Below are 12,741 nucleotides of genomic sequence, written 5' to 3' on the forward strand. Positions count from 1 at the left end.
TCCGCGCGGCCGCTGCAACACAGTGGCGACCGCGTCGGGCTTTTCTTGGCACGCGGTCCGCGTCTACCATGGCGCCATGGCTACCCAGACTCCCTCCCCCATCCCGACCCTGCATTACATTTTCGACCCGCTTTGCGGCTGGTGCTATGGCGCCGCCCCGCTGGTGGACGCAGCCCGCGGCGTTGCCGGCCTGTACGTAGCGCCCCACGGCGGCGGCATGATGACGGGCGGCAACCGCCAGCCGGTTACCGATGCGCTGCGCCGCTACGTCATGGCGCACGACGAACGCATCGCCAGCATGAGCGGACAAGCCTTCGGCAAGGACTACTTCGACGGTCTGCTGCGCGACACCGACGCGGTGTTTGATTCCGAGCCCCCCACCACCGCCATCCTGGCTGCCGAAGAACTCGCCGGCCGCGGGCTGGACCTGCTCAAGCGCGTGCAGCACGCGCACTATGTGGAAGGCCGCCGCATCGCCGACTCCGCCGTGCTCAAGACGCTGGCCCGCGAGATCGGTCTGGACGGCGCCACGTTTGATGCCGCGTATGACGCCACCCAGGGCGCGGACACGGCGGCGCACATCGCGGCCAGCCGCCAACTGCTGGCGCAGGTGGGCGGCAGCGGTTTCCCCACGCTGGTGCTTGAACAGCGCGGCATCCGTACCCTGTTGGAACCCGGCCGCTACCTGGGCCGCCCGGAGCAATGGCAGGCAGACCTGCGCAGCCGCATTCAGGCCGGCGGCTGATCGGTCAGGACTCTTCGATGTCGCCGTCGCGTTGCAAGGCCCGGTGCATGGCCGGGCGCGCGGCCAGCCGTTCCAGATAGGCGTTGAACACGGGCGATTCGGGTATCACCTTCACCTGCACCATGTATTGCAGTGACCCGCCCAGCACGATGTCGACGGCCGAAAACCTATCACCCAGAAAATACGGCCGGGCCTGCAGCACCCGGGTCAGCACCTGTTCGACCTCGTCGGCCGACCCCCAACCCGGCCCGCCGTCCTGGTGCGGGCGCTTGAATGCGCGCTCCACCATGGCCGGCTCGAACACGCCAGTGGAATACGCCAACCACGTCAGGTAGGGGCCGCGCTGGGCATCGCCCACCAAGGGTCCCAGCCCTTTTTCAGGGAACAGATCGGTCAGGTACAGCGCGATGGCCGGGGTTTCGAAGATGGGCACGCCGTCGTGCACCAGGGCGGGCACCTTGCGGTGGGGATGGATGTCGATGTAATCGGCGGGCATGTGTCCCGCGCTGTCGGTGCCGCGGATGGACACCATTTCGGTGTCGTAGGGCACGCCCAATTCCTCAAGCAGCCACAACACCCTGAACGACCGCGAGCGCGGCGCATGGTAAAGCGTAAGCATGGTCGGCCTCCTCTGCGTTGGACATCGACCATTTTGCCTTGCGCCGCGCGCGGACGAAAGCCGCCGAAATGACTACTGATCCGCCTCGCCCAGGGCGCGCAACTGCGCTTTCAGGCGCCGTACCTCTTGGCTCAGGTCCAGAATCAGCGCCACCGCGTCCAGGCTGGCGCCAAAGTCGTGCTCCAGCCGGCGCGCGTGCAAGGCGCGCTGCAGGTCCATGCTGTAGAAGCACCATTCCGACGGTTGACGCCCCCTGGCAGTGACGATGCCGACTTCAACCAGTTGGGCCACCCATTCCACTTCCGCATGGCAGGCGCGCGCCAGGTCGTCGGCGCTGAGCGGCTGCGATTTGCCCACGACAGTGGCGCTGGTGATGACAAGTTTGCTCATGATCAGACCCCCATGTGGCGTCGCGGGTTGAACGGCGCCTCCTGCTGCAGCTTGCGGTAGGCCGCCTTGGCCGCATCGCTATCAGCGGGCGGCAGCACCAGGTCCAGTACCAGGTAAAGGTCGCCCGGCGGATCTCCCGGTATGCCGCGCCCGCGCAGCCGCAGCTTGCGGCCGTTGCCCGATCCCGCGGGAATGGAGACTTCAACCGTGCCGCCCGGCGTGGGCGCATTCACCTTTGAACCCAGCGCCGCTTCCCAGGGGGCCACCGGCAGCGTCATGTACAGGTCACGCCCTTCGACGCGATAGCGCGGATGCGGCTTGAAGCGCACCTCAAGGTAAAGGTCGCCGTTTTCGCCGCCGCCATAGCCGGGCATGCCCTGCCCGGACAGCCGGATGAACTGGCCTTCGCGCACGCCCGCCGGAATGCGCACGCTGAGGGTGCGCGTCTGCAGATGCGGTCGGCCTTGCGCGTCCATCTCCATGGCGCGCAGGCTGATGTCGCGCGTGGCGCCATGGATGGCGTCTTCCAGATCAACCTCGATGGCGGCGTGATGGTCGTCGCCGCGTGCGCGGAATTCCTGCTGGCTGGCGCCGCCTGGGCCGGCGCGGTGGCCGCGTTGGCCACGCCCGCCAAACAGCGACGAGAAAAATTCACTGAACTGCGCTTCATCGCCGGGCGCCGCGCCCCGGTGGAATTCAAAGCCTTCGTCCCAGCCGGGAGGCGGCTGGAAGCCGCCATCGGGCGACACGCCCGCCGCCAGGTTGTCATAGGCCAGCCGCTTTTCCTGGTCGCGCAGCACGTCATAGGCTTCGTTGACGTCGCGCATGCGGACTTCGGCGTCGCTTTCCTTGCTGACGTCGGGGTGGTATTTACGGGCGAGCTTGCGGTAGGCGCGCCGGATCTCGTCTTCCGACGCGCTGCGCTCCACCCCCAGAATGCTGTAGTAGTCCTTGAACTCCATATGCAGCTCACCTTAAAGGTTTCGGCCGCTGTGGCGTCGTGCCGCCACAGGCCTGGAATATCAACAAGATAGGGGCTGCGAACCGATTTATCAATGCGCAATATCAGACCAAGCCGTGGATGCGGCATGTCACCCGAGTGGCGTAGTATCTGCTTTTTACCCGCAGCCAAGCGATAGCCGCTGCCCCACTCCACGCAGGATCCACAATGAAGATGAGCAACATCCCCTTCGGCACCACGGACTGGTCCGAAGTCGAACGCACCGAACACGCCGGCGACACCGGCATGGCGTACTGGCGCACCCGCCAATTCGGCGACCTGCGCGTGCGCATGGTGGAATACACGGCGGGCTACCTGGCCGACCACTGGTGCACCAAGGGCCACATCCTTTTCTGTCTGGAAGGCGAGCTGCACACCGAGCTTGAAGACGGCCGCCAATTCGTGCTGACTCCCGGCATGAGCTACCAGGTAGCCGACCAGGCCGAACCGCACCGCTCGTCCACCGCCACGGGCGCGAAGCTCTTCATTGTTGACTGATGCGCCCACGCGACACGCAAAATTGCCGTTGCGTTACGCTTTGCCCTTCATGCGGCCCGGCGCCGCATGTCGATTCATTGCCGCATTGCCAGACCCCCGCCTGACCGGAGATTAAAGTGGGCGCCCCGATTACGCTATATGTCGATTCCCAGTTCCTCAGCCCCTACGCCATGTCGGTGTATGTGGCGCTGAGCGAAAAGCAATTGCCTTTCGAAATACGCCCCATCGACCTGAGCGCTGGCGAACAGTGGATGCAACCCTATCAATGCCGCGCGCTGACCGCGCGCGTGCCGGCGCTGACGCATGACGACTTCAATCTGACTGAATCCAGCGTGATCACGGAGTACCTGGACGAGGTCTTCCCGCCCCCCCGACATGCTGCCCTGTATCCGCAAGCCGTCCGCTTCCGCGCCCGCGCCCGCCAATTGCAGGCCTGGTTGCGCAGTGACCTGACCGCCTTGCGCCAGGAACGCCCCACCGAAACCGTGTTCTACGGCGCGACGGGCCAGCCCTTGTCCGACGCGGCGCACGCGGCCTCGGCCAAGCTGCTCCGGGTAGCCAGCCATCTGCTCCCGGCGGGCCAGGCCAATCTGTTTGAACAATGGTGTATCGCCGACCTGGATTTGGCGGTCATGCTGAAGCGCCTGGCCCAGGACGACCTGCCCGACCCCTTGCGCGCTTATGTCGACGCCCAATGGCAGCGCCCATCAGTTCAAAAATGGCTGGAACACAACGCCGCCGCCCGCGACTGACAACGAACCGATGCAAGGCCGTCGAAAACAATAAAAAGGGACGGCTGGATTCACTGCGGATTACCGAGTTTTAATCGCTGAAATGTTGCGGCGCAGCATTCGTTGCGGTGTAATGGTGAGGTCAACTTAGCCGGCTCCACTTGGGGCCGGTCCGACGGTCTTTCGCCGTCGGGCGCCACTTACAGGAGATCGCCATGGCCGATTCCGGCAACGATCGCGTCCCCACCCCGTCCTTCAATCCCTGGACGGCCGCCTACGAATATGCCGTGGATGCCTGGCAACGTGGCGTGCTCTACGCCGACGTGCTGCGCCAGCGCGGCAACCAGTACCACGAACACATGGCCAAGCGCGCACCCAACGTGCTGAGCATGGAGTTCGAACTGGTGATGGATGGCCGCGAGCTGCCCCGCCCCGTCAACTACGGGCTGTTGCGCATCCAGCCGCCCGAAGGCGTGGAAACCGACCCGATCAAGCGTCCCTTCCTGGTGGTGGACCCGCGCGCCGGGCACGGCCCGGGCATCGGCGGCTTCAAGCCGGAAAGCGAAATTGGCGTGGCGGTGCGAGCCGGACACCCCTGCTACTTCGCCACCTTCCTGCCGCAGCCCATGCCGGAACAGACCGTCGAAGACGTGATGATGGCCGAAGCCCGCTTCCTGGAAGAGATCATCGCGCTGCACCCCGACGCCGAAGGCAAGCCCGTGGTGGTGGCCAATTGCCAGGCCGGCTGGCAGATCATGATGACCGCCGCCGTGCGCCCCGAACTGTTCGGCCCCATCATCGTGGCTGGTGCCCCGCTGTCGTACTGGGCGGGCTGGCGCGGCATGAATCCCATGCGCTATTCCGGCGGCCTGTTGGGCGGCAGCTGGTTGACGGCGATGACCAGCGACCTGGGCAACGGCAAATTCGACGGCGCCTGGCTGGTGCAGAACTTCGAAAACCTGAATCCGGCCAACACCTTGTGGTCCAAGCAGTACAACCTGTATTCCAAGGTGGACACCGAAGCCGACCGCTACCTGAGCTTTGAAAAATGGTGGGGCGGCCACGTTTTCCTGAACGGCCCCGAAATCCAGTACATCGTCGACAACCTGTTCGTGGGCAACCGCCTGGCGACCGCGGGCCTGGTCACCTCCGACGGCATCCGTATCGACCTGCGCAATATCCGTTCGCCCATCGTGGTGTTCTGCTCCAAGGGCGACAACATCACGCCCCCGCCGCAGGCGCTGGGCTGGATTCCCGACCTGTACCAGAACGAAGCCGAAGTGCTGGCCCACGGGCAGACCATCGTCTATGCCGTGCATGAGAGCATTGGCCACCTGGGCATCTTCGTGTCGGGCAGCGTGGCCCGCAAGGAACACCAGGAATTCACGTCGAACATCGACATGATCGACGTGCTCCCGCCCGGCATCTACCAGGCGGAAATCGCCGACAAAACGCCCGACACGCCCAATGCCGACCTGGCGTTTGGCAACTACGTGCTGTCGTTCGAGCAGCGCACGCTGGACGATGTGCGCACCATTGTCGACCGCAAGGAAGAAGACGATAAGCGCTTTGCCGCCGTGGCCCGCATCTCGGACATCAACCTGGGCATGTACCGCAGCTTCATGCAGCCCTGGCTGCGCGCGCTGGTCACGCCGCAATCGGCGGAATGGTCGCAGCGCCTGCATCCGTTGCGCTTGCCGTATGAGTTGATCTCGGACCGCAACCCGGCCATCGCCCCCATCGCGAAGGTTGCCGAACAGGTGCGCGAACACCGCCAGCCGGTGTCCGAGTCCAACCCGTTCCTGATGGCGCAGGAAATGTTTTCCAACTGGGTCGAGACCAGCCTGAACATCTGGCAGGAAATGCGCGATTCAGCGGACGAGCGCACCTTCATGGGCGTATACGGTTCGCCGCTGGTGCAGGACCTGGCCGGGCTGGGCGCGCGTTCCGGCCCGCCGCGCAAGCACCCCGGCGTGTCGCCCGAACACCGCCGCTTCATGGAAGAGCGCACCGCCGATCTGCGTTCGCTGTTGCAGGAAGGCGGCTTGCGCGTGGCGGCCATCCGCATGCTGCTGTATGTGTCGGGGGCCGAGGGCGGCCTGGACGAACGCAGCTTTGCGCTGATCCGCAAAGTGCGCGCCGAATCCGACAACGCCATGACCTTGCAGGAATTCAAGGACACCATCCGCGACCAGGCCTTGATCCTGACGCTGGATTCCGACGCCGCCATCCAGGCCATGCCGCGCCTGTTGGAGAAGTCGTCCGCCGCCGCGATCCGCGACGCGCTGAAAACGATGAAGCACGTGCTGGAAGCCGCTGAACCGCTTAGCCCGGCGGCACGTGACAGCCTGACGGAAATGGAGCGCATCTTCGAAGCTGCCGAACGCCGGGCTCAGAAACGCGCCCAGGCCGATGCGCCCGCCCAACTGGAAGCCGAGCCCGCCCCCACCGCCCCCGCGTTGAATCTGATCGACGCGGCCGCACAGGTGCCGTCCAAGACCGCCCAGCCGCATCCGGCGGCGGCAAAGTCAGCGACGAAGGTGGCGACGAAGGCCGCGACAAAGGCCGCAACCAAGGCAGTAACCCGGACGGCATCGAAGGCGACTACGAAGGCAGTACCGAAGGCAGTACCGAAGGCAGTACCGAAGACCGCAACGGAGGCGGCACCCAAGGCAGCAACGAAAGCAGCCAAGCCCGCCGCAAAGCGCAGCACAAAAGCCGCCGCGCAACCCGCTAAACAACCCGCCAAGGCCAAGCGCGCATGACACTGACCACGTCCACGCATTACGACACGCTGATCGCCCGCGCGCAGACGCTGGAACCGGCCTTCTGCGCCATCGCCCACCCCTGCGACGAACCCTCGCTTTCCGCCGCGCTGGAAGCCCGCGACCTGGGCCTCTTGCACCCCATCCTGGTGGGGCCGGAAAAGAAGATCCGCGACACGGCGGCCCAGTTCAATCTGAACCTGGGCGATGCGCGCATTGTTGACGCGCCGCATAGCCACGCCGCCGCCGAAACCGCCGTGGCGCTGGTGCGCAATGGCGAGGCCACGCTGCTGATGAAAGGCAGCCTGCACACCGATGAACTGATGCACGAGGTCGTTGCGCGCACGACGGGCTTGCGCACCAGCCGCCGCATCAGCCATGTTTTCATCATGGAAGTGCCCACCTATGCCGGCCCGCTGTTCATCACGGACGCGGCCATCAACATCTTCCCTGACCTGGAAACCAAGGCCGACATCATCCGCAACGTGATCGACCTGCATCAAGGGCTGGGGCTGGGTGAGCCGCGCGTGGCGATCCTGTCGGCGGTGGAGCAGGTCACGCCCAACATTCCCAGCACCATCGAAGCGGCCGCCTTGTGCAAGATGGCCGACCGTGGCCAGATCACGGGCGGCCTGCTGGACGGCCCGCTGGCGCTGGACAACGCCATCAGCCCGGACGCAGCGCGCATCAAGGGCATACGCTCGCCCGTGGCGGGTGTGGCGCAGGTGCTGGTGGTGCCTGACCTGGAAGCGGGCAATATGCTGGCCAAGAACCTGACGTTCCTGGCCAATGCCGAAGCGGCCGGCATTGTGCTGGGCGCGCGCGTGCCCATCATCTTGACCAGCCGCGCCGACAGCCCGCGTTCGCGACTGGCATCGTGCGCGGTGGCGGCCATCTACGCGCACCATCTCAGCCAGTTGGCGGCCCGCCCCCTGGCCTGATCCATCCGCATCACCGCTACCGGACTCCAGAGCCATGAGTGATACCAGCGACACCATCCTCGTCATCAACGCCGGCAGTTCCAGCATCAAGTTCTACCTGTACGACATCGACGGCCAGCAGGAACTGGCGCCACGCTTGGGCGGCCAGTTGGAAGGCATCGGCACCTCGCACCCGAAGCTGCGGGTACGCGATGCGGCGGGCCGGACCTTGCTGGAACGCGATGTTGCCCCGAGCCACGCCCCCGACGTGCCCAACGCCCAGGAAGTGGTCGGCACCTGGTTGAGCGGCCACCTGGGCGGCGCGCCGCTGGCGGTGGGACACCGCGTGGTGCACGGCGGGCCGGACCTTTCCGAACCGGTGCTCATCGACGATAGCGTGCTGGCCAAGCTGGACACCTTCACGCCGCTTGCGCCGCTGCATCAGCCCAACAACCTGGCGCCCATCCGCGTGATCCGTGAACGCCGCCCGTGGATTCCACAGGTAGCCTGCTTCGACACGGCATTTCACCGCAGCCATTCCGACGTGGCCGATCGCTACGCGCTGCCCGAATCGCTGTACCAGGAAGGCGTGCGCCGCTACGGCTTTCATGGGCTGTCCTATGAATACATCGCGCAGCGCTTGAAGCAGGCGCTGCCCGAGCTGGCAATGGGCAAGATCATCACCGCGCACCTGGGGTCGGGCGTGTCCGCCTGCGCCATCCATGAAGGCAAGAGCGTGGACAGCACGATGGGCTTCACCGCGCTGGAAGGCCTGCCCATGGGCACGCGCCCCGGCCGGCTGGACGCGGGCGTGGTGCTGTGGATGATGGAACGCGGCATGGACCATGACCAGATCGAGCATCTGCTCTATCACGACTGCGGCATGAAGGGCCTGTCGGGCATCAGCAACGACATGCGCGAACTGCTGGCCAGCGATGCGCCCGCCGCGCAATTGGCGCTGAAGTATTTCGCGTGGCGCGTGGCCGAAGGCATGATCGGCCTGGGCTGCGCCATGAACGGCATCGACGGCATTGTGTTCACGGCCGGCGTGGGCGAGAACTCACCCCAGATCCGCCAGATGATTGCTGACCATTGGGGCTGGCTGGGCATCAAGCTGGACCCCGAACGCAATGCCCATCAAGGCCCCCGCATTTCCAGCGACGACAGCCGCATCGGCGTGTATGTGGTCCGCACGAATGAAGAACTGATCATCGCCCAGCACACGCTGGCCCTGGTACGCCAACGATGAGTACGCCAACCATGAACGCCTCCATCCCGAACCCGGCGTTGCCGCTGGCTGGCAAGCGCGGCCTGGTGACCGGCATCGCCAACGCCGATTCCATCGCCTGGGGCTGCGCCAAGGCGTTTCGTGCGATGGGCGCAGAACTGGCGGTGACCTATCTGAACGACAAGGCCCTGCCCCACGTCGAGCCGCTGGCCAGGCAGGTGGATGCGCCGCTGCTGATGCCGCTAAACCTATTGAACGACGGCGAACTGGAAGCCGTGTTCGACCGCATCACGGCCGAATGGGGCCACCTGGACTTCGTGCTGCACTCCATTGCCTTCGCCCCGCGCGACGACCTGCATGGCCGCGTGACGGACTGCTCGCGCGAGGGCTTTCTGCAAGCCATGGACGTATCGTGCTGGTCGTTCATCCGCATGGCGAAGCTGGCCGAACCGCTGATGGCCAAGGGCGGCGCTCTCTTCTGCATGAGCTATTACGGCTCGCAGATGGTGGTGGAGCACTACAACATGATGGGCCCGGTAAAGGCGGCGCTGGAATCCGCCACGCGCTATCTGGCCGCCGAGCTTGGCCCGCAAGGCATCCGCGTGCATGCGATTTCACCCGGGCCGCTGAAAACGCGCGCCGCCTCTGGCATTGCGGAATTCGACGCGCTGCTGGACCGCGCGCAAGCCAAGGCGCCCGCGCGCAGCCTGGTGTCCATCGACGATGTGGGCGAAGCCACCGCGTGGCTGGCCACCGACGCCGCGCGGCGCATGACCGGACAAACGCTGTACATCGACGGCGGTTATCACATCATCGATTAGGCTCAGGCCAGCGTGTCCGGCGGCCCCTGGCGGCGCCGCTCAATCGCCTCCACCGCCTGCTCGGGGCTGCCGAAGATATTGTCGCGGCCAATCTTCTTGACCAGACCCGAGCGCTCAAGCGCCATGCGGAACTGGCCGTGGCCGCCGGCCACCAGCATGGTGATATGGCGGTCGTCCAATTCGCGCTTCAGTTCATACAAGGCTTCCACCGCATCGGCATCAGCCTGCGTCATGGCTTCGGCGTCCAACACGAACCAGGTGGCATCGCCCGCCTGTTCCATGACTTCGCGCGCGCGTCGACGGAAAGCGTCGGCATTGAAGAACCAGACCGACGATTCGAACAGCCAGATCACCACGCCCGGCACGGGCTGCGCGTCGGGGTTCAGGTGCAACTTGCCCAGCACATATTCACCCGGTAGCCGGCCCAAGAGCGCGTCGCGCGGGTTGCCCGACACATACATGGCGTACAGCAAGGTCGCGCCCACCGACACCGCCACGCCCTGCAACACGCCAAAGCCCACCACGCCCACTGCCGCCAACACACCGAACGCCAGTTCGATGCGCGAAATGCGCGCCAGGCGCATGAATGCCTTGACGTCGAACAGGCTGGCCGCGGCCAACAGCAAGATCGCGGACAGCACAGCTTGCGGCAGCCAGTACAACGGCGCGCTCAACAAGCCCACGACAATCGCCAAGGCGACGGCCGCGCTGACACTGACCAGCGGCGACGAACCGCCGGCCACCAGCCCCACCGCCGTGCGCGAATCCGCGCCTGTCACGACAAAGCCTTGGAACAGGCCCGCCGCCACATTGGCCGCGCCGAAGCCCACCAGTTCGCGGTTGGGGTCCACATGTTCGCCGGTGCGGGCGGCAAAGCTGCGCGCCGTAACGATGCCGCTGGAAAAACTGACCACCAGCACCCCCGCCGCGCCCAAGAGCATGCTGTCCACGCCTTCCAGCCGCACGGGCAGGCTGATGCCCGGCAAGCCGGCCGGTACCTCACCCACCACCGCAATGCCCAGGCTGGGAAAATCAAACAGCCACGACAACAGACAGCCCCCCACCACCAGCAGGATCGGACCGGGCCAGGTTGGCCGCCAGCGTTTGACACCCAACAGCAACGCACACGAGGCCAGCCCCAGGATCAGGGTCGGAATCTGGATTTCCTGCACGCGCCGGGACAGTTCCAGAAACGGATGCACCAGCCCGGTGTTACGCAGCCCCACGCCTGTCAGCCCGCTCATTTGCGACACCGCCAACGTAATTGCCACGCCGGCCATATAGCCGATCAAGACGGGGCGCGACAGCAGATTGGCCAGCACGCCCAGCCGCAACACGCGGGCGATCAGGCAGCCCACGCCCACGGTCAGCGCAATGCCGGTGGCCGCCACCAGCCGGTCTTCGGGGGAGGTCAGCGCCATACCCGTGAGGGTGGCGGCGATCAGCGTGCAGGTGGCGGTGTCCGGCCCCACGACCAAGGTGCGCGACGAACCAAACAGCGCATAGCCCAGCATGCCGGCGATGGCGGCCCACAGACCGGCGACGGGGGGCACGCCCATCATCGCGGCATAGGCCAGGCCCACCGGCAAGGCCACGGCCGCCACGCTCAGCCCAGCCATGACATCGCGCCGCGCCGAGTCTCGAGTGATGCCTCGGAAATTGTTCAGGCCGGGAAAGAGACGGTAGTTCATGATGCTGCGAGACGACCTGATTGATGATGTTGCGCGATGGGCAGAGAGACCGCAAAGGCTACACCAAGCGACGCGCTTTGAACCGGATCCACATCAACAAGCCGGTGCATTTCATTCCTTTTTAGAATGAAGATCGTTGCATATTTATCTCTTTTATCGAAAAGCAGGATTGCGTAGAGTCCCCGCACAAGAAAAGCGGCACCCCGCCGCGTATTGCACACCGACATGGCCCGCCCCGCATCGATCACCCGACGCGAAGGACAGGGCCGGCACTTCTGGAGACTTGATGTCCTACACGTTCCTGCGCCGCGCCGGCCGCGCGCTTATTCTGGCCGCCTTTGCCGCGGGCGTTGCCCCGGCCGTACAGGCGCAAGCCTACCCCGACCGCCCCATCAAACTCGTCGTGCCTTGGCCGCCGGGCGGCGCAACCGATTCGTTGGGCCGCCTGTTGGCGCAGCGCCTGTCCGAACGACTGGGCCAGACGGTGATCGTGGACAACAAGGCAGGCGCGGGCGGCAACATCGGCACCGCGTCCTTCGTGCGTGAAAAGCCCGACGGCTACACGCTGTTGATGGCCACCAGTTCCACCAACGCGGCCAATCCGCACCTGTATGCGCGCCTGGGCTTCGATGCGGCAAAGGACTTCGCGCCGGTCGCCTTCGTGGCCGAGATTCCCAACATTCTTGAAGTGCCGAAGCAGTCGCCTTTTCAATCGGTCGCGGACGTGATCGCGGCCGCCAAGGCCGAACCCGGCAAATTGAATTACGGCTCGGGCGGCGTGGGCTCGTCACAGCATCTGGCGGGTTCGATGTTCAAGCATCTGACGGGCGCGGATGTGATGCACATTCCGTACAAGGGCAGTGGCCCGGCGGTGTCGGACCTGCTGGCCGGACAAGTCGACATGATGCTGGACACCGGTTCGCTGGCCCAGGTACAGGCGGGCGCCCTGCGCGCACTGGCCGTGGCCTCGCACCAGCGCCTGCCAGCCCTGCCGAATGTACCCACGTTCGAGGAGGCAGGCGTGCCGAAGATGTTTGCGTCGGCGTGGTACGGCATCGTGGCCCCGGCGGGCACGCCGAAAGACGTGGTGCAGCGCCTGAACCGGGAAGTCAATGCGGTCGTCGCCACCCCGGAGGTAAAGCAGCGCATGGAGAACATGGGCGCGCTGGTGCCGGCCGGCCAATCGCCGGAACAGTTCGGCGCGTTCATCCAATCGGAAATCAAGCGCTACGCAGAAATCGTGAAAATCTCCGGCGCCAAAATGGAATAAGGCGGGTCGGCTAAAAACCGGTCTTCAATGGCACGTAGGATGGGTGCAGCGCGAGCCGAACCT

General features: G+C 65.4%; 12 protein-coding genes. 8 read left to right on the forward strand and 4 right to left on the reverse strand.

Features of this window, described 5'->3' with window-relative positions; all coding sequences use genetic code 11:
* Window positions 1–76: 76 nt before the first annotated feature.
* Window positions 77–745: a DsbA family protein gene (locus tag ELS24_RS23695; RefSeq protein WP_127185505.1), complete on the forward strand. Its 669-nt coding sequence runs from the start codon at window positions 77–79 to the stop codon at window positions 743–745.
* Between the two features lie 4 nt (window positions 746–749).
* Here the strand turns inward: ELS24_RS23695 and ELS24_RS23700 are convergent, their stop codons facing one another.
* The 3 genes from ELS24_RS23700 to ELS24_RS23710 form a co-directional block, all read right to left on the reverse strand.
* A complete protein-coding gene (locus tag ELS24_RS23700; RefSeq protein WP_050448794.1) occupies window positions 750–1,364 on the reverse strand; it encodes a glutathione S-transferase family protein in 615 nt (204 codons plus the stop codon).
* 72 nt (window positions 1,365–1,436) lie between these two features.
* Entirely contained in the window at window positions 1,437–1,754 is a 318-nt protein-coding gene (locus ELS24_RS23705) for a chaperone modulator CbpM (RefSeq protein WP_050448793.1), read from the reverse strand.
* 2 nt (window positions 1,755–1,756) lie between these two features.
* On the reverse strand, window positions 1,757–2,716 hold the full coding sequence (locus ELS24_RS23710; RefSeq protein ID WP_127185506.1) for a DnaJ C-terminal domain-containing protein: 960 nt from the start codon (window positions 2,714–2,716) through the stop codon (window positions 1,757–1,759).
* A 206-nt stretch (window positions 2,717–2,922) separates the two neighbouring features.
* On the opposite strand from ELS24_RS23710, the gene ELS24_RS23715 reads away from it, so the two are divergent.
* The 6 genes from ELS24_RS23715 to fabI all read left to right on the forward strand — a co-directional run bounded on the left by ELS24_RS23715 (window position 2,923) and on the right by fabI (window position 9,717).
* Window positions 2,923–3,252: a DHCW motif cupin fold protein gene (locus tag ELS24_RS23715; protein ID WP_050448791.1), complete on the forward strand. Its 330-nt coding sequence runs from the start codon at window positions 2,923–2,925 to the stop codon at window positions 3,250–3,252.
* A gap of 116 nt (window positions 3,253–3,368) precedes the next feature.
* Entirely contained in the window at window positions 3,369–4,004 is a 636-nt protein-coding gene (yfcF, locus tag ELS24_RS23720; RefSeq protein WP_127185507.1) for a glutathione transferase, read from the forward strand.
* Window positions 4,005–4,198: 194 nt separating this feature from the next.
* Entirely contained in the window at window positions 4,199–6,748 is a 2,550-nt protein-coding gene (locus tag ELS24_RS23725) for a DUF3141 domain-containing protein (RefSeq protein WP_127185508.1), read from the forward strand.
* Entirely contained in the window at window positions 6,745–7,689 is a 945-nt protein-coding gene (locus ELS24_RS23730) for a phosphate acetyltransferase (RefSeq protein WP_050448788.1), read from the forward strand. Before ELS24_RS23725 ends, ELS24_RS23730 begins: the two co-directional genes overlap by 4 nt.
* Window positions 7,690–7,723: 34 nt before the next feature.
* Entirely contained in the window at window positions 7,724–8,917 is a 1,194-nt protein-coding gene (locus ELS24_RS23735) for an acetate/propionate family kinase (RefSeq protein WP_050448787.1), read from the forward strand.
* A gap of 11 nt (window positions 8,918–8,928) precedes the next feature.
* Window positions 8,929–9,717 carry an enoyl-ACP reductase FabI gene (fabI, locus tag ELS24_RS23740; protein WP_127185509.1) on the forward strand — a complete coding sequence of 263 codons (789 nt, stop codon included), beginning with the start codon at window positions 8,929–8,931 and terminating at the stop codon, window positions 9,715–9,717.
* A 2-nt stretch (window positions 9,718–9,719) separates the two neighbouring features.
* Here fabI and ELS24_RS23745 read toward each other — a convergent pair whose 3' ends face one another.
* Entirely contained in the window at window positions 9,720–11,408 is a 1,689-nt protein-coding gene (locus tag ELS24_RS23745) for a SulP family inorganic anion transporter (RefSeq protein WP_198158205.1), read from the reverse strand.
* Between the two features lie 286 nt (window positions 11,409–11,694).
* Between ELS24_RS23745 and ELS24_RS23750 the strand changes: the two genes are divergently transcribed.
* Complete coding sequence (locus tag ELS24_RS23750) at window positions 11,695–12,678, forward strand: Bug family tripartite tricarboxylate transporter substrate binding protein (protein WP_127185510.1); 984 nt, start codon at window positions 11,695–11,697, stop codon at window positions 12,676–12,678.
* The last annotated feature ends 63 nt before the right edge of the window (window positions 12,679–12,741 follow it).

This window comes from Achromobacter spanius, from assembly GCF_003994415.1.
GTDB lineage: Bacteria > Pseudomonadota > Gammaproteobacteria > Burkholderiales > Burkholderiaceae_B > Achromobacter > Achromobacter spanius_C.